We start from the raw sequence: 16,939 nt of genomic DNA on the forward strand, positions 1-16,939 counted from the left end.
TCCCCGCGTCACAGCTCGAGCCCCGGAGGAAGGGGAACCGCCAGCGCGGCCCGTTTCAACGCCACCTCGCGGCGCAGCGCCTCCGTCCGCTCCGGGTCCAGGCGGCCGTCCACGAGCACGTCCCCTTCGCGCACGCCCGGTGGCAGCCGCCAGCGCTCCACCGTGCACGCCTGCCCGCCGTCGGTCCGCACCACCTGGGCCCGCGTCTCCTCCAGCAACTCCACCCGGATGGGGCTCGTCCCCAGCCCCAGCAACACGCCCGCCCCCATCACCAGCCCCCGCCCGTGACGCACTTGCGCCGCCCCTCCCGCTCGCTGTCCGGCAGGATGCCCCGCTCCAGCATGGACACGAACGCGCCGTCCCCCACGACGACGTGGTCCAACAGCTTCACTCCCAAGATGCCGGCCGCCCGCGCCAGGTGCTCCGTGAGTCCCACGTCCTGGACGCTGGGCTCCGGGTCTCCGGAAGGGTGGTTGTGCGCGAACACGATGGCCGTGGACCGCGAGGAGAGCACCGCCGCGAACACTTCCCGCGGGTCCACCGGGCACGCGCTCAGCGTCCCTTCCGCCACCCGGGCGTCATGCACCAGCACGTTGCGCGGGTTGAAGCACAGCACGTGGAACACCTCACGCCGGAGCGCGCCCAGCGTGGGGGCCAGGTATGCGTGCACCTCCTTCGGATTTCGCAGCCGGGGCCGCTTCTCCGGTGAGCGCTGCGCGCGCCGTCCCAGCTCCAGCGCCGCCAGCAGCCGGGACGTTCTGGCCGGCCCCACGCCCCGCCGCGCGCACAAGACGCGCGGATCCTCCTGCACCAGCGCCTTGAGCCCGTCCCTCGCCACGCCGTCCGCCGCGTCCCCCAGCCCCTCCGTCCACAGGAGTCCCAACAACTCCAGGTCGGTGAGGGCCTCCGCGCCCAGCCGGAAGAGTCGCTCGCGCGCATCCCCCAGGCCCGCGCCTCGTGCCCTCACCGACCTGCCACCCGTGGCTTCCCCTTCGCCCGACTCCACCCACGCCTCTCCACCCTGTTCCATCCCGCCTCCGTCCACGCGACGGCGGGCTTGAGCAAGGCCTGTGCCTTTCCGGGGCCACTCCGGGACGCCAGGGCAGGGCCCGTCCAGCGGCGCGTGAAGAGGCCCGGTGGCGGGACGGACAGCGATGCTCCACTCGCACTCCTGGCGTGCGAGGAGCCGAGAAGCGCTGGGGCCGGCGGCTAGAAGCGGGAGATGGCGAAGAAGCCCTTGATCTTGTCGTTCGTCTCGCGGAGCCGCTCGCTCAGCGTGCGGACGAACGTCCAGAGAAGGACGTAGGCCAGGTCCTTGTCCGTGAACATCAGCTGGTCCAGCTTCGCGCGCTCGATGACCCACACCGTGCAGGAGGTGTGGGCGATGGCGTCCGCGGAGCGGGGCGAATCCTCGATGACCGCCATCTCCCCGAAATACTGACCGGCTTCAAGGATGGCGAGCGCCTCTTCCCCGATGCCCGGCACGGATTTGGAAATGCGCACCTTGCCGTCGGCGAGGATGAACATGTCCTGGCCGGTGTCACCTTCGCGGAATAGGAAGTCTCCGGCCGTGTGGGTCCGGGACTGGGCAATCCGGGCGACCTTGGCGAGCTGGCCCTGGGTCAATCCCTCGAAGAGCGCAACCTTCTTGAGGACAGCGGCATCCATGGGGTCCAGGTTCGTATCATGGCCAGGAAGGCGGTGTCTGTTACCGTCCGGGCCCGTCAACGTATGAGCGCAGGAGGCGCCGTGTCGCAGGACAAGATCCAGAAGGTCACCATCATCGGCTCGGGCCCGGCGGGCTACACCGCCGCCATCTACGCGGCGCGCGCCAACCTGGAGCCCGTGGTGTTCGCCGGCGGCCCCACCCTGGAGCACCCGCAGCGCGTCCCGGGCGGCCAGCTGATGGTCACCACCGACGTGGAGAACTACCCCGGCTTCCCGGAGGCCATCACCGGTCCGGAGCTGATGGAGCGCTTCCAGAAGCAGGCGGAGCGCTTTGGCACCGTCATCCACATGGAGAACATCACCAAGGTGGACTTCTCCAAGCGGCCCTTCCTGCTGGAGAGCGAGAGCGGCCTCCAGGTGCGCTCGGAGACGGTCATCATCTCCACGGGCGCCACGGCCAAGTGGCTGGGCGTCAAGGGCGAGGACTCCTACAAGAACCGCGGCGTGTCCGCGTGCGCCACCTGTGACGGTGCCTTCTTCAAGAAGCAGGACGTGCTGGTGGTGGGCGGCGGCGACACGGCCATGGAAGAGGCCACGTACCTGGCGAAGATCGTCAACCACGTCACGCTCGTCCACCGCCGTGACTCGCTGCGCGCGTCCAAGGTGATGCAGGAGCGCGCGCTCAACAACCCGAAGATCTCCTTCATGTGGGACTCCGCCGTGGAAGAGGTGGTGGGCGACGGGAAGGGGATGACGGGCGCCGTGGTGCGCAACGTCAAGACGGGCGACAGCAAGCTGGTGAACGCGCACGGCCTGTTCGTGGCCATTGGCCACACGCCGAACACGGAGCTGTTCCAGGGCATCCTGGAGACGCACCAGAGCGGCTACCTGAAGACGATTCCGGGCAGCACGCGCACCAACGTCGAAGGCGTCTTCGCCTGCGGCGACGTGCAGGACAGCTACTACCGCCAGGCCATCACCGCGGCGGGCACGGGCTGCATGGCCGCCATCGACGCGGAGCGCTGGCTCATCGAGCACGGCGAGTAGCCCCTCCTCCTTTCCGTCCTGAGCGAGACGACACGCGCATGAGCACGAAACAGAAAACGGTGGCGGTGCACGCGGGCTCCCGGCTCACCGGGAGCAAGGCCGTGCCCGTCATGCCGCCCATCTTCCCGGCGGCGGTGAACTGGTTCGACAGCAGCGACGACCTGTCCGACGCGCTGGACGGAAAGGACTACGCCTACGCCCGCATCAGCGCGCCCAACGCGGCGCTGCTGGAGGAGGCGGTGGCGGCATTGGAAGGCGCGGAGGCCTGCGTCGCCTACGCCAGTGGCATGGCCGCGCTGCGCTCGCTGTTCGACGCGCAGCCGTGGAAGGCCGGCGACGTGCTGGTGATGCCCACGGACGGCTACGGCGTCACGCGGGCGCTCTACAAGAACCTGTGCGCCCGCTGGGGCGTGGAGCTGCGTCCGCTCGACCAGACGTCTCCGGACGCGCCCGCGCGCATCCGCGAGTGGCGCCCGCGCCTGGTGCTGGCGGAGAGCATCTCCAACCCGCTCCTGCGCGTGCCGGACATCCGCGCGCTCGCGCAGGCCTGCAAGGACGCGGGGGCGGTGTTCGCGGTGGACGCGACGTTCCCGTCGCCCTTCGGCCAGCGCTCGCTGGAGCTGGGCGCGGACTACGCGGTGCAGTCCACCAGCAAGTGGCTCAACGGCCACAGCGACGCACTGGGCGGCACGGTGAGTGGTTCCAAGGCGCGCATCGACCCGCTGCGGTCGGCGCGCATCCTGTCCGGCGACGTGCTGGGCCCCTTCGAGGCGTGGCTCACGCTTCGCGGCCTGCGCACGTTGCCCGTCCGCATGAAGGCCCACAACGAGCACGCCGCCCACGTGGCGAAGCGGCTTTCGGATTCGCCGCTGCTGGAGCGGGTCATCTACCCGGGCCTCTCTTCCCACCCGGACCATGCGGTGGCGGCGCGGGTGCTGGAGGGTGGCTTCGGGCCCATGGTGGCGTTCGAAATCAAGGGCGCGGGGCAGAAGGAAGGGGACCGGTTCCTGGAGGCGCTTCGCGTGGCGAAGCCCGGTCCTTCGCTGGGTGACGTGGGCACGCTGGTGATGCACGCGGCCAGCGCCAGCGCGCGCCGGATGACTCCTCAGGAGCGCGCCCAGGCGGGCATCCGCGACAGCCTCATCCGCGTGTCCGTGGGGTTGGAAGACCCGGACGACGTGGCGGACGACCTGCTCGCCGCGGTGGCGAAGGGGGCCGGCCAGTGAAGATGGTGGACGTCGGCGACAAGCCGAAGACGGACCGCGTGGCGGTGGCCACCGCGCGCCTGCGCATGCTGCCCGCGACGCGTGAGCGCATCCTCGCGGGGCAGGTGGAGAAGGGGGACGTGCTCGCGGCGGCGCGGCTCGCCGGCATCATGGCCGCCAAGCGCACCCCGGACTTCGTGCCCCTGTGCCATCCCATCGCGCTCGCGGGCGTGGACGTGACGCTCACGCCCGTGGACGAAGGGCTGGAGGTCCGCGTGCGGGTGAAGACGGTGGACCGCACGGGCGTGGAGATGGAGGCGCTCACGGCCGCGTGCGCGGCGGCGCTCACCGTCTATGACATGTGCAAGAGCGTGGACCGCGGCATGGTCATCGAAGCGGTGCAGCTGGACCACAAGTCCGGCGGACGCTCCGGCACCTGGGAGCGCGAGCAGGCCTAGCGCTTCACTTCCGCGCGCAGCCGCTCCAGCAAGAAGGCCACCACCGCCAGCGAGTGCGTGATGTGGCCTTCCAGGATGAGCCGGGGCAGGTCCGCGCGCGGGTACAGCTCCACGGCGATGTCCTCGCCGTCATCCAGGTCCCCGTCGCTCACGCGCTCGCAGTCCAGCGCCAGGTACGTGTGGCAGCGGTTGGTCTGGAAGGCCGGGTTGGGGTGCACGACGCCCAGCGGCTCCAGTCTGCCAGCGCGGTAGCCCGTCTCCTCTTCCAGCTCGCGCGCGGCGGCCGTGGCCGGGTCCTCGCCCGGGTCGATGACTCCGCCGGGCGCCTCCAGCGTCGCCGCTTCGATGCCGCAGCGGAACTGGCGCACCATCACCAGCTCATCCTGCTTCGTCACCGCGACGACGGTCACCCAGTCCGCGCACTCCATGTGCACGCGGGGGTGCTCCCGGTTCGTGCGCGGATCCATCACCACGTCCTCGCGCACCTTCACCACCGTGAAGTCGTGCTCCAGCCCCCGGCGCAGACGCAGCCAGGGCTTCACTTGGGACTTGGGCGATTCGGGCGTGGACGACATGCGACGGATTCCCTTTCTTCAGTTGAGCAGTTCGGCGCGCTCGCGCAGCTCCCGGGCGGACAGCTCCAGGCGCTCGCGGTCCGGCGCGTCCGGTGACAGCTCCAGGCAGCGCTCCACGTCCTTGAGCGCCGCGCGGAAGGCGCCCAGCGTGGTGAGCAGAGACGCTCGGGTGCGCAGTTCGCCCGGGTGGTCCGGAGCCAACAGCAGCAGCAGGTCCACCACCGCCAGCCCCTGCTGGCTGTCGTCACGCCCCAGGTACACGCGGCGCAGGTTGGACAGCATGCGGTACGCGATGAGCTCCACCGGCGCGGGCGCGAGCATCGCCCGGTCGAACTTGAGCTGCGGCGCCACGCGCTTGAGCAGCTCCTCGCAGCCGTGCTCCGTGAGGATGTCGCCGTGGTGGAACGGGTCCATCACCAGCTTGTGGTCGCCCGCGTCGCACGCCACCAGGAAGTGGCCGGGGAAGGGGACGCCGTACAGCGAGATGCCCGCGCGGCGCGCTACCTCCAGATAGAGCACCGACAGGGTTATCGGCAGCCCCACCTTCCGCTCCAGCACCCGGTTCAGGAAGCTGTTGTCCGGGGAGTGGTAGTCGTCCTCGTTGCCCCGGAAGCCCTCGATGTCCGCGAGCACGTGGCGCAGGGCGCGCAGGGGGGCCAGGGCCTCGCCCTTCTCGCGCAGGCGCTCCGTCTCCACCTGCACCCGCGCGGCGAGCGCATCCAGCGTCCTGAGACACGCCGGAGCGTCCAGGTCCTCATGGCCCAACGTCGCGATGGCGAGGGCCGCCAGGTCCAGCCGCGGGGGTTCCGCCGCCAGGGAAGACACCAACCGCTCACGCGCCAGCGGAGGGCCGAAACCAGAGGAAAAGCTCACGGTGCGCACCAGTAACCCACGGATGCTCCTCACGGCAAAAGCAGGCAGCCGAGCATCAGGCGCCCGGTGGTGTCGCGGGCAGCCGGCCCTTGATTTCCGCACGCAGGGCCATTTGGGCTGAAATCAGTCCCGCCAGGATGCCGTCCTCGAACTCGAAGGTCGGGTGCTCCTTCAGCTCCGGGAAGTCGTGCGGGTTGCGCAGCTCCTCCGGCCCGATGTTGGGCACCGCCTCGCGCGCCAGCTTGAGCACCTTCGCCTGTTGCTGGGCAATCATCCGCTCGTAGAGGGGGGAGGCCAGGGCCAGCAACTCGTTCGCCGTCTCTTCCGTCATGGTGTGTGTGCCTCTAGCCTCACTCTTGGGCGATGTCCCACTTCATCCGCCGGTAGGTGTAACGGAAGGACTCGGCGTTTGCTTCGACGGCGTCCTCCGGGCCCTCTCGCCCGTCCAGGAAGGCGACGAAGTCGAACTGCCGGTTGGGCTGGCCGTACTCGGCGTCGAACACGCGCACGATTTCGTTCGCTGGCAGCGTCCTGCGACCCGCCACGCTCACCAGGGGGATGTCCAGGCCCTTCATGTCCTTCGACGGGGCGTAGGACTTCCACACCAGCTCCGTGCACACCAGCGACTGGTCGGAGAAGAAGTCGAAGTTGAAGTCGTACGGCCGGCCCTGGAAGGTGAAGGCGCGCAGGATGGCGCGGGCCTTGTCCACCTGGGACAGCCGGGGCCGCAGCACGCCCAGGTAGTCCACGTGCATGCCGTGCTCCACGCCGGTGAAGCTCACGCCCTCGCTGATGGACTCGATGATGCGCAACGGGTCCCCGTGCGCGTCCTTGCCGGTGTACTCGGCCCACTTCGCGGGGAACGCCTTCGCCAGGTGGGCGGTGAACGTCTCCGGGTGGCCGGGCAGGGTGGCCACCCAGGTCTTCACCTCCGGATCCGCGTCGAAGGTCTGGGAGAGCTCCTGAGGCGTGCCTACGTACAGCTCCGCGTGCGGCCAGAAGCCCGGCAGCCCGATGTTGGACAGGAACCAGTTCTGCCGCGCGACCATCACGTCGCCGGGGGCCATGCGCGGCAGCAGCGACAGCACCTGCTCCCGGGAGATGAGCGGCTTGCCGGAGCGGTGCACGCGCGTGTCGCCCATCCACTCGGCCACGGTCTTCTGCACCGGGAACACCGCGCGGGCGGTGGTGTCCTGGGTGAGGTCCGCGGCGGCCTTGGCGAAGAGCACCGGGCCGCGCTTCAGGAGGCGTGAGCGGGCCGCCTTGCTGTCCTGCCGCATGGTCTGGAAGAGCGCGGGGACGCCCGGCTCGTTCAGCACGCCAGCCTTCGCCAGCACCGGGTGCAGCGTCGCGCGGTAGCCGTCGCCCGTGAAGAGCTGCGTGCTGGTGCCCACGTGGACGACCTTCTCCTTGAAGCGGCTGAATGCGCGCGGGGGCAGGCCGTACTCGGGGCCGGGCTCGTTCAGCAGCACCTCCAGCTGCGCCTGGCCTCCGGTGAGGTCCGCGAAGGCCATCCCCTGCGCCAGCTCCGACGCGAGCGCGGCGTGGGTGAGGAGGAAGCCCCAGGCGTGCTTCTTCGGCTGGGTGAAGGCGGGCACCTTGAGGAAGTCCCAGTAGCGCTGGCGCACCACCTCCGTGGAGATGAAGCAGTCGAAGAAGGCGGCCCAGGTGGACACCAGGAGCTGCTTCTCGTCCGGGGTGTAGGGCACGTCCTTGCCGCGCTGGTACAGCGCCTTGGAGCGGAAGGCCTCCTCCTTGAGCCGGCGGAGCCCCTCGGTTCCCTGGCGCAGCGTCTCCAGGTCTCGGCGGGCCTGGGCCACGAAGGCGGCGTCGTCCAGCGCGTAGACGTCGCGCGGAGCCGTGGTGGCGACCGTGGCCGGGGCAGGGGACGTCGGTTCGGCGGGGGGGCTGGCGAGCGTGAGCCAGGCGGCGAGCAGGGAGGCTGCGGACATCAGGGAGGACACTCCGTCGGGCGTTGGCGCGGGGGGACTCTACTCCGAAGCGGACGCGAGCAAGACGGCCGGTCCCCCGCTTGCCTGGCGTCGTAGGAGGTGCCGGGCGGCAGGGTGGCCCGGGGCGGGCGTCATCCCCACGTTGAGGCATGAATGGCCGTCCGGGCACTGGACGCTCCGGGCGCAAGAAAGGTGGAAGGCACGATGGCTTACGGAAAGGCTGAGGATCCCGCGCGCTCCATCACCCCGCATCTGGATGGGGTGGAGTACCCGGCGACGCGCGAGGAACTCGTCGAGGCTGCCGCGGACAGCGAGGCCCCGGTCGACATCATCAACATCCTCAAGTCCCTGCCGCAGGAGGAGTACATGTTGCGCGACCACGTGCTGCGCGACCTGGCGGAGGCCGAGCGCCGCTTCGCGATGAACGGCCTCAAGGATGACGATGGCGTGGACCGCGACCGGCGCAACATCGGGCGCGACCGCATCGAGGGTGCCTCCGAGGGCGAGACGCGCCACCCCTAGTGTCGCCCACGCGCTGACACTCCACACAAGGACGTTGCAAGACGCTCGCGGGCGCCCTGGCTTTCTGCCAGCGTTCGCGAGCGCATGCGTACGGGCCTCTTGTGGAGCTGTCTGCTGCTGTCTCTGGCTGCCGGGTGCACGTCCCGGTATCCGCCGCTCAACCCCGCGCCGGGGCTGCCGCCGCCGGTGCGTCTGGACTTCAAGCCGCCCGTGGATCGCCTCCTCACCGAATCCGTGCGCGCCACCCGCACCCTCCAGCGCGAGGGTCAGCGGGAAGTGCGCGACGAGGCGGCCTTCACCACCGAGACGCGCTTCACCCCCTCCGACGGCGGCTGGCGCGTGGCCCAATCCATGCGCACCCCGCGACAGGTGCATGACGGGCACGACGTGCCGTCCGTGTCCGGCGCCGTGCTGGAGCGCTTCACGCTGCGCATGCAGCTGGCGGCGGACGGCACCTTCGTGAAGCTGGTGGGCCCGGAGGCCGCGCAGGAGGCGCTGCGGCAGGTGGCGCCCGAAGGCACCGGTGTGCCGGAGGTGGAGCGCTTCTTCAACCCGGAGGCGCTGGAGATCCGCACGCGCCGCGAGTGGGAGGCGAAGTACGCGGGGCTGCTCCAGCGCAACCTGGTGGAGGGGCAGCGCACCTGGGCGGTGGACTCCGTGGACGTGAATGGCGAGGAGCGCGCCTTCCTGCTGGAGCGCACGGTGGAAGGCACCCGGCTCACGACGTTCGGCGACGCGGTGGTGCTGACGCTGAAGTGCCTGGACGCGCTGCCTCCCAACGCCCCGGCGGAGCTGAAGGCCGCGTGGGCGGAGGCCGGTTCGCCCGAGCTTTCGAAGGGCGTGACGTGTGAAGGCGAGCAGGTGGTGACGTGGGCCCGGTTCATCCCGGTGCGCCGCCTGCTGAAGGTGAAGGCGGTGGGGGCGGGCGGCACGTTGACGCTCACCACCGAGTCCCAGGCGGAAGAGCTCCAGGAGGAAGGGCCATGAGCCACGACGAGTACCTCATCGAGGATGACGCGGGTGTGAAGCGCGTGGTGCAGGAATCCATGCGCGTGGCGGTGCTGGGCATCAAGACGGAGGACCACTCCGCCCAGCCCGCGTACTACGTGCCGGAGTACCTGGCGAAGGCGGGCGTGGACGTGGTGCCGGTGCCCGTCTACTACCCGGACGCGAAGGTGATCCTGGGCAAGCCGGTGTACCGGAAGCTGGTGGACATCCCGGGCGACATCGACCTGGTGGATGTGTTCCGCAGGCCCGGAGACATCGACCAGCACGTGGACGACATCATCGCGAAGAAGCCCAAGGCGGTGTGGTTCCAGTCCGGCATCCGCAACGACGCCGCGGCGAAGAAGCTGGCCGCCGCTGGCATCCGCGTGGTGCAGGACCGCTGCCTGATGGTGGACCACCGCCGCTACAGCGGGCGCTGACGGCTGGAGAAGACAACGGCCCCCCGCACCCCGAAGGGCACGGAGGGCCGCGTGGCCGCACGTGGAGGTCGGCGGCCTTTGTCAGCTCTAGAAGTTGCCGGAGATGACCTTGGGCAGGGCCTTCTGCAGGTCCGGCAGCGGGCCAATCTTCCGGGTGTCGTTGGCCTGCGCCGTGCCGTTGTTGACGAACAGGCCGCGCATCTGCACGGACGTCAGCAGCCGGCCGTTGGCCTTCGCCACGCCCTGGGCGCTGACGGCGGCGCCCACGACGATGGGCGACGCGCTGGAGGTCCCGCTGAAGGTGGACGTGTAGTACTGGTCCTCGCCGTAGCCGCTGCCGAAGCGGTCGCCGTAGCCGGTGGTGACGACCTGCTCACCCCAGGCGTGCACGTTCACGCGCTGGCCGAAGTTGGTCCAGCACATGGGCACGCGCGTGGTGGCGGTGCTGGCGCCCACCAGGATGGCGCCCGAGTCACGCGTGGCCGGGTTGAACCGGCCGCCGTAGGCCGCCGCGTCCAGGTTCGCGCTGCCGTTGCCCGCCGCCTCCACCACGACGACGCCGTTGGCGGTGGCGGTGCGGATGGCGTCGTAGTTGTCCTGCCAGTACTCCATCGCGATGTAGTTGCACTGGGACGTGTTGCACGTGCAGGCCGTGCCGTCCGCGGGGCCGCCCGCGTGCAGTTCAATCAGGATGACGCCGCCCGCGCCCACCGCCGCCGCCGCGTTGGTGATGGCGCTCGCGCTGCTCTGCGCGCCAATGGCCTCCACGCCCGGCGACGCCGCGCTGGCGATGCCCGTCACGCCGTAGCCGTTGTTCGCGCCGACGATTTCACCCAGCACCGCGGTGCCGTGGTTGCGCCAGCCCAGGTCGTTGTACTGCGTGCCGCCAATGCGGAAGAACGCGGGGAAGTCCTCGTGCGAGGTGCGCCAGCCACCCTCGATGTCCACGATCTTCACGTTGGTGCCCCGGCCGCCCGTCTGCGTCCACGCGTAGGTCGCGTTGATGCCGGAGGGCGCCGCGTTGAGGTAGCCCTGGTTGGCCTGGTACAGCGGCGTGGTGGGCGGCAGGTCCGCCGCGGACAGCAGCGAGCGCAGCCCCGCCTCCATGGCGAAGTTCACCATCGCCGGCTCCGGGGGCGGCGCGGCGTAGGCCGTCTCCACGCTCCCCACGCGGTTGAGCGCCGCCACCAGGTCCGCCACGGTGTCCGCGGTGGTGCCGGGCAGCAGCGGTACTTCGAAGTACAGGTTCAGGTCCGCCAGCTGCTCGCCGCTCGACTTCTCACCGGACAGCTTGCTCGCGTCCAGCGCGGCCTCTTCCGCCTGGAACACCCGCTCCAGCACACCGATGCGCGGCGCGCGCTCCAGCAGCGCCACCACCTCCGCCAGGTCCGCGTCCACGCGCGCGGAGTCCAGGCGCAGGCCGGACAGCAGCTCACGCTCGCCCGCGCTGCGCTCGGAGGACAGGGCGCGCAGCGCGTTGTCGCGCAGGCGCACGTGGCTGCCCTCGTGGAACTTCACCACCAGCCGCTCCACGAACGTGCCCGCGGGCAGCTCCCGCCCCGTGGGCTTCGCCATGAGCGCGCGCGGCGCCAGCGAGGGGGCGGCGACAGCAGCGGGGGCCAACGCCAGCAGGGACACAGCCATGACCGCGCCGCGCAGGGGGCGCTGGGACAGCGTCGACTTCAGCATGGATTTCCTCCGGGATGGACAGCATCCCCACCATGCCACGCCGGTCTGTCATTCAAATCTGACTATTCTGTTATTTCTATCCTAGTGGTTTATTCGGCCCTCATTGAACCGGGCGGGCGTGCGGAGGTGTTCAGGTGGTTCCCTCGAACGGAACGGGGGGCCGGGCCAGGGCGCGCTCTGCGGACAGCCGGGCCTGATCCAGGGCGTCGAAGCCGCGCTCCAGCGTGGCGGGTGTCACCGGCGGTAGGTTGGAGACGACGACATAGACGGGCACGTTGCGCGTCTGGAGGACGGTGAGCTGGAGGCGGAAGTGGTCTCGCCGGAGCGCGGCGGAGCCGGCGGCCAGGCCCTGCGGATAGGCCATGGGCCCGCCCACCACCTTGCCCGTCCGGCTGGGCAGGAAGTGCACGAGGATGGCGTCCAGGTCCTTGCCGATGCTGCTTTCCTGGAGGGACAGCGCGGGCGCCTTGTCCACGAGCCCTCCGTCCCAGAACAGCTGGCCGTCCAGAGGCACCGCGCGGAAGAGGCCTGGGTACGCGCAGGTGGCGTGGACGCGCGGGGCCAGCTCCCCGGTGGTGAACACCTGGTGCGAGCCGTGGGTGAGGTTGGCCGCGGTGAGCAGCAGCGGGTGCGGCAGGTCCTCGAAGGTGGACACCGGCAGCGTGTCCTCCAGCAGGCGCCGGAAGCGCTCGCCCTTGAGCAGGCCCGTGAAGCCGTGCCCCCGGGACGCCACGTTCATCACCGCGCCAATGGGGTCCGGGTCCCAGAAGTTGGCCCGCGTCTGGCGCAGCACCAGCTCCTCCAGCGCCGTCATGGGCATGCCCGCCGCCGCGTACGCCGCCACCATCCCGCCCGAGGACGTGCCCGCGTAGGCGTGCGGCTTCAGTCCGGAGGTGTGCAGCCCCTTCAGGAAGCCCGCGTGGCCATAGAAGCCGAAGTAGCCCGCGGAGAGGACCAGCCCGAACCGCTTGCCTTCGAGCAGGGAATGCAGCGTGGAAGAGGGAGCCATTCCGGATTTTTACGGGATGGGTGTGCCTCAAGGCAACGCAATGCGTTGGCGGGGCCATTGTGGTTGGGGGCTTGAATCGATATATGTTGATGGCTCGATATGGACGTTCTCTCCCAATCCTTCCGTGTCCTGGGGGACACGACGCGGCTGCGCATCCTGCGGTTGGTGGCCCAGGCGCCGCTGAACGTGACGGAGCTCGTGTCGCTGGTGGGGGTGGCCCAGTCGTCGGTGTCGCACCACCTGTCGAAGCTGAAGGGGCTGGGGCTCATCCGCGAGGAGCGGCAGGCGGGCTTCACCTACTACTCGCTGGCGCTGGAGTCGGATGACTCGCGCTGGCCGCTCGTCCGGCTGGCGCGCGAGGCGGAGGACGCGGCGGGAGATTCCGCGCGGCTCAACGACCTGCTGCGCGCGCGGGAGGACCGGCAGGCGCTCAACGAGCGGCTGTTGGAGCCCGGCCAGTCGTGGTTCCTCTGGGCGGGCGCGCTGGCGTCGCTGCTGCCACCGCTGGACGTGGCGGACTTCGGCTGTGGCACGGGCGTGTTCAGCCGGGCCATGGCGCGGTGGGCGCGGCACGTGTGGGCCATCGACCAGAGTGAAGATGCGCTGTCCCAGGCTCGAACTCTGGCCCTCCGTGACGAACTGAAGAACATCACGTTCCTGCGCGAGGACCTGCACCGGCTGTCCCTGGCCGGTGGGCGCATGGACCTGGTGGTGATTTCGCAGAGCCTGCACCACGTGGAGGCTCCGGCGGCGGTGGTGGCGGAGGCCGCGCGGCTGCTCAAGCCGGGCGGCCGGCTGGTGGTGCTGGAGCTGATGCCGCACGAAGAGAAGTGGGTGCTGGAGCGGTTGGGTCACCGGCACCTGGGCTTTTCGCCCGAAGTCCTGGAAGCGGCCCTTCGCGAGGCCGGCTTCACGTCGTTCACCCGCGAGACGCACGCGCGCGACGGGGCCAGTCCCTTCCGCGTCTTCCTGCTGACCGGAGTCAAACCGTCATGACGAGCCACATCGCCCACCCCCTGCCGCTTCCCCCCGGGGAGCACGGCCAGCGCGTGGAAGCGCTCAAGGCCGCGATGCGTGAGCGCATCCTCGTGCTGGACGGCGCCATGGGCACGCTCCTGCAGGGGCACACGCTGGTGGCGGCGGACTTCGGCGGCGCGGAGTACGAGGGCTGCAACGAGCACCTGGTCCTCACCCGCCCGGACGTCATCGAAGGCATCCACGCGAAGTACTTCGCCGCGGGCGCGGACGTGACGGAGACGGACAGCTTCGGCGGCACGCCGGTGGTGCTGGCGGAGTTCGAGCTGGGCCACAAGGCGATGGAGATCAACATCGCCGCGTCCCGCCTGGCGCTCAAGGCCGCCAAGGCCGCGGAGGCGAAGGACGGCCGGATTCGCTGGGTGGCGGGCTCCATCGGTCCCACCACCAAGGCCATCAGCGTCACGGGCGGCATCACCTTCGAGGAGCTGGTGGACAACTTCGCCGTGCAGGCCGAAGGGCTCGCGGTGGGTGGCTCCGACTACCTGCTGGTGGAGACGGCGCAGGACACGCGCAACGTGAAGGCTGCGTTGCTGGGAATCGACCGGGCGTTCAAGAAGCTGGGCTGGGCGGTGCCGGTGGCGGTGTCCGGCACGATTGAGCCGATGGGCACGATGCTCGCGGGCCAGTCCGTGGAGAGCCTGGCCACGTCGCTGGAGCACACGGAGTTGCTGTACCTGGGGCTCAACTGCGCCACGGGTCCGGACTTCATGACGGACCACATCCGCTCGCTGTCGTCCATGAGCCCGTTCCCGGTGTCGTGCGTGCCCAACGCGGGCCTGCCGGACGAGAACGGTCAGTATCTGGAATCGCCGGAGATGATTGCCCGGTCGCTCCGGCGCTTCTGTGACAGCGGTTGGATCAATGTGGTGGGCGGCTGTTGCGGCACGCACGCGGGCCACATCGAGGCGCTCGCCGCCGCGGTGAAGGGGCTCAAGCCGCGCACGGAAGTACCCAAGCCGCGCTCGTCGCTGTCCGGCGTGGACTACCTGGAGGTGACGGACGAGCAGCGCCCCATCATCGTGGGCGAGCGCACCAACGTCATCGGCAGCAAGAAGTTCAAGGAGCTCATCGTCGCGGGTGCGTTCGACGACGCGTCGGAGATTGCTCGCGCCCAGGTGCGGCGGGCGGCGCAGGTCATCGACATCTGCCTGGCGAACCCGGACCGGGACGAGCTGGAGGACATGCGCCACTTCCTGGAGGTGGTGGTCAAGAAGGTGCGCGTGCCGCTGATGATCGACTCGACGGACGAGAAGGTCATCGCCATGGCGCTCACGTACTGCCAGGGCAAGGCCATCATCAACTCCGTCAACCTGGAGGACGGCGAGGAGCGCTTCGAGAAGGTCGTCCCCCTGGCGAAGGCGTTCGGCGCGGCGCTGGTGGTGGGCTGCATCGACGAGGTGGGCATGGCCGTCACGCGCGACCGCAAGCTCGCCGTGGCCGAGCGCAGCTTCGAGCTGCTCACCCAGAAGTACGGCATGCGTCCGGAGGACCTGTACTTCGACCCGCTCGTGTTCCCCTGCGCTTCGGGTGATGCGCAGTACACCGGCAGCGGCGTGGAGACGATTGAGGGCGTGCGTCTCATCAAGCAGCGCTTCCCGCAGTGCCGCACGGTGCTGGGCATCAGCAACGTGTCCTTCGGTCTGCCCACCGCGGGCCGCGAGGTGTTGAACTCCGTGTTCCTGTACCACTGCGTGCAGGCGGGCCTGGACATGGCGCTCGTCAACTCGGAGAAGCTGGAGCGCTACCCGTCGCTGCCGGAGGAGGAGCGGAAGCTCTCCGAGGACCTCCTCTACAACCGGACCGCGGACCCGGTGACGCCCTTCGCGGCGCACTTCCGCGAGCGCAAGCCCGCGCGCGCCCAGGTGAGCACCCTGCCGCTGTTCGAGCGGCTCCAGCGCTACATCATCGAAGGCACGCGCGACGGGCTGACGGCGGACCTGGACCTGGCGATGAAGGAGATGCCTCCGCTGGAGATCATCAACGGGCCGTTGATGAAGGGCATGGACGAGGTGGGCCGCCTCTTCGGCGCCAACGAACTCATCGTCGCGGAGGTGCTCCAGAGCGCGGAGTCCATGAAGGCGGCGGTGAGCCACCTGGAGCCGCACATGAGCCAGACCCAGGCGGCGTCGCGCGGAAAGATTGTCCTCGCGACGGTGAAGGGGGACGTGCACGACATCGGCAAGAACCTGGTGGAGATCATCCTCGCCAACAACGGCTTCCAGGTGGTGAACCTGGGCATCAAGGTCCCGCCCGAGCAGCTGGTGCTGGCGGTGAAGGAACACCGGCCGGACATCCTGGGCCTGTCCGGCCTGCTGGTGAAGAGCGCGCACCAGATGGTGGCCACCGCGGAGGACCTGAAGCGCGCAGGCGTGGAGACGCCCATCCTGGTGGGCGGCGCCGCGCTCAGCCGCAACTTCGTGGACCGCAACATCGCCCCGGCCTACGGCGGCGGCACCGTGGCCTACGCGCAGGACGCGATGAACGGCCTGGAGCTGGCGAAGCAGATCGTGGAGCCGGGCGCGCACGCGAAGCTGCGGGACGACCTGGCCGCGCGGCGGCTGAAGCTGGCGCAGGAGGCGAAGGACCGGCCCGCGCCCGCGGCCCCGGTGCGCCGCTCGCGCAGCATGGAGGTGGCGGTGCTGGACGCGGTGCCGCCCGCGCCGGACTTCGCGCGGCACGTGCTCACCAACACGCCGTTGGACCACATCTGGAAGTTCATCAACCCGGTGATGCTCTACGGCCGTCACCTGGGCCTGCGCACGTCGTCGCGCGCGCTGGGCACGCCTGCTGAAGCGGAGCTGGCGAAGACAGAAGAGGGTCGCAAGGCGCTGGCGCTGAAGGAGGCGGTGGAGGAGCTGAAGACGCTCTTGCGCGGCGGAGCTATGCATGCGCGCTCGGTGTTCCAGTTCTTCAAGGCGGCCAGCGACGGCGACCGCGTGCTGCTCTTCGACGGCACGACGGGCGAGCCGGTGACGTCCTTCGACTTCCCCCGGCAGGACAAGGACAACGGCCTGTGCCTGGCGGACTACGTGAAGCCGCTGGAGAACGGCAAGCCGGTGGACGCGCTCTCGCTGTTCGTCACCACCGCGGGCTCGGGCATCCGCGAGCTGTCCGAAGGCTTCAAGGCCAAGGGCGAGTTCCTCAAGATGCACGCGGTGCAGGCGCTGGCGCTGGAGACCGCGGAGGGTTACGCGGAGCTCCTGCACACGCAGCTGCGCAGCATGTGGGGCTTCCCGGACCGCGCGGACATGACGATGCTGGAGCGCTTCCGCGCGGAGTACACCGGCAAGCGCTACTCGTTCGGCTACCCGGCGTGCCCGCGCCTGGAGGACCAGACGAAGCTGTTCGCCGCGCTCAAGCCGGAGGAGATCGGCGTGCAGCTCACCGACGGCTGCATGATGGAGCCCGAGGCGAGCGTGTCCGCCATCGTCTTCCACCACCCGGGCGCCACGTACTTCTCGGTGACTTGATGCGTC

At 69.9% G+C, this 16,939-nt stretch carries 17 protein-coding genes; 8 read left to right on the forward strand and 9 right to left on the reverse strand.

The window, feature by feature from the left end; all coding sequences use genetic code 11:
- Positions 1–8: 8 nt before the first annotated feature.
- The 3 genes from GTZ93_RS17095 to GTZ93_RS17105 all read right to left on the reverse strand — a co-directional run bounded on the left by GTZ93_RS17095 (position 9) and on the right by GTZ93_RS17105 (position 1,668).
- Positions 9–269 carry a DUF3006 family protein gene (locus tag GTZ93_RS17095; protein WP_161662934.1) on the reverse strand — a complete coding sequence of 87 codons (261 nt, stop codon included), beginning with the start codon at positions 267–269 and terminating at the stop codon, positions 9–11.
- Positions 269–1,030, reverse strand: coding sequence for a RadC family protein (radC, locus tag GTZ93_RS17100; RefSeq protein WP_161662877.1), 762 nt, complete (start codon positions 1,028–1,030; stop codon positions 269–271). Before radC ends, GTZ93_RS17095 begins: the two co-directional genes overlap by 1 nt.
- Before the next feature lie 179 nt (positions 1,031–1,209).
- The gene (locus GTZ93_RS17105) at positions 1,210–1,668 is read right to left on the reverse strand and encodes a cyclic nucleotide-binding domain-containing protein (protein ID WP_121759038.1); all 459 of its coding nucleotides are present in this window, start codon (positions 1,666–1,668) and stop codon (positions 1,210–1,212) included.
- Positions 1,669–1,731: 63 nt separating this feature from the next.
- Here GTZ93_RS17105 and trxB point away from each other — a divergent pair, with 63 nt between their 5' ends.
- Genes trxB through moaC form a run of 3 tightly spaced genes read left to right on the forward strand, consistent with a single transcriptional unit; the run spans position 1,732 to position 4,378 of the window.
- Entirely contained in the window at positions 1,732–2,715 is a 984-nt protein-coding gene (trxB, locus tag GTZ93_RS17110; RefSeq protein WP_167548163.1) for a thioredoxin-disulfide reductase, read from the forward strand.
- A gap of 38 nt (positions 2,716–2,753) precedes the next feature.
- Positions 2,754–3,941, forward strand: a complete 1,188-nt coding sequence (locus GTZ93_RS17115) for a trans-sulfuration enzyme family protein (protein ID WP_139923075.1) — start codon at positions 2,754–2,756, stop codon at positions 3,939–3,941.
- The gene (gene moaC, locus GTZ93_RS17120; RefSeq protein ID WP_120598091.1) at positions 3,938–4,378 is read left to right on the forward strand and encodes a cyclic pyranopterin monophosphate synthase MoaC; all 441 of its coding nucleotides are present in this window, start codon (positions 3,938–3,940) and stop codon (positions 4,376–4,378) included. The genes GTZ93_RS17115 and moaC overlap by 4 nt, the downstream gene beginning before the upstream one ends.
- Here the strand turns inward: moaC and GTZ93_RS17125 are convergent.
- The 4 genes from GTZ93_RS17125 to GTZ93_RS17140 form a co-directional block, all read right to left on the reverse strand.
- A complete protein-coding gene (locus GTZ93_RS17125; protein WP_139923072.1) occupies positions 4,375–4,953 on the reverse strand; it encodes an NUDIX hydrolase in 579 nt (192 codons plus the stop codon). The two genes, moaC and GTZ93_RS17125, sit on opposite strands and share 4 nt — an antisense overlap.
- A gap of 18 nt (positions 4,954–4,971) precedes the next feature.
- Entirely contained in the window at positions 4,972–5,796 is an 825-nt protein-coding gene (locus GTZ93_RS17130) for a SirB1 family protein (protein WP_139923080.1), read from the reverse strand.
- 85 nt (positions 5,797–5,881) lie between these two features.
- Positions 5,882–6,157: a hypothetical protein gene (locus GTZ93_RS17135; RefSeq protein WP_120598093.1), complete on the reverse strand. Its 276-nt coding sequence runs from the start codon at positions 6,155–6,157 to the stop codon at positions 5,882–5,884.
- Positions 6,158–6,176: 19 nt separating this feature from the next.
- Complete coding sequence (locus tag GTZ93_RS17140) at positions 6,177–7,778, reverse strand: YiiX/YebB-like N1pC/P60 family cysteine hydrolase (RefSeq protein WP_161662878.1); 1,602 nt, start codon at positions 7,776–7,778, stop codon at positions 6,177–6,179.
- 204 nt (positions 7,779–7,982) lie between these two features.
- Between GTZ93_RS17140 and GTZ93_RS17145 the strand changes: the two genes are divergently transcribed.
- The 3 genes from GTZ93_RS17145 to GTZ93_RS17155 all read left to right on the forward strand — a co-directional run bounded on the left by GTZ93_RS17145 (position 7,983) and on the right by GTZ93_RS17155 (position 9,727).
- Positions 7,983–8,300 carry a DUF2795 domain-containing protein gene (locus tag GTZ93_RS17145; RefSeq protein ID WP_120577011.1) on the forward strand — a complete coding sequence of 106 codons (318 nt, stop codon included), beginning with the start codon at positions 7,983–7,985 and terminating at the stop codon, positions 8,298–8,300.
- 84 nt (positions 8,301–8,384) lie between these two features.
- On the forward strand, positions 8,385–9,287 hold the full coding sequence (locus GTZ93_RS17150) for a hypothetical protein (RefSeq protein ID WP_139921795.1): 903 nt from the start codon (positions 8,385–8,387) through the stop codon (positions 9,285–9,287).
- Entirely contained in the window at positions 9,284–9,727 is a 444-nt protein-coding gene (locus tag GTZ93_RS17155) for a CoA-binding protein (protein ID WP_120598095.1), read from the forward strand. Before GTZ93_RS17150 ends, GTZ93_RS17155 begins: the two co-directional genes overlap by 4 nt.
- An 87-nt stretch (positions 9,728–9,814) precedes the next feature.
- On the opposite strand, the gene GTZ93_RS17160 is transcribed toward GTZ93_RS17155, so the two are convergent.
- Complete coding sequence (locus GTZ93_RS17160) at positions 9,815–11,416, reverse strand: S8 family peptidase (RefSeq protein WP_139921793.1); 1,602 nt, start codon at positions 11,414–11,416, stop codon at positions 9,815–9,817.
- A 130-nt stretch (positions 11,417–11,546) separates the two neighbouring features.
- Positions 11,547–12,425, reverse strand: coding sequence for a patatin-like phospholipase family protein (locus tag GTZ93_RS17165; protein ID WP_139921791.1), 879 nt, complete (start codon positions 12,423–12,425; stop codon positions 11,547–11,549).
- A 99-nt stretch (positions 12,426–12,524) separates the two neighbouring features.
- Here GTZ93_RS17165 and GTZ93_RS17170 point away from each other — a divergent pair, with 99 nt between their 5' ends.
- The gene (locus GTZ93_RS17170; RefSeq protein ID WP_121755168.1) at positions 12,525–13,421 is read left to right on the forward strand and encodes an ArsR/SmtB family transcription factor; all 897 of its coding nucleotides are present in this window, start codon (positions 12,525–12,527) and stop codon (positions 13,419–13,421) included.
- Positions 13,418–16,933, forward strand: coding sequence for a methionine synthase (gene metH / locus GTZ93_RS17175; RefSeq protein ID WP_139921789.1), 3,516 nt, complete (start codon positions 13,418–13,420; stop codon positions 16,931–16,933). The genes GTZ93_RS17170 and metH overlap by 4 nt, the downstream gene beginning before the upstream one ends.
- The last annotated feature ends 6 nt before the right edge of the window (positions 16,934–16,939 follow it).

The organism is Corallococcus exiguus (assembly GCF_009909105.1).
In the GTDB taxonomy this organism is placed as follows: Bacteria; Myxococcota; Myxococcia; order Myxococcales; family Myxococcaceae; genus Corallococcus; species Corallococcus exiguus.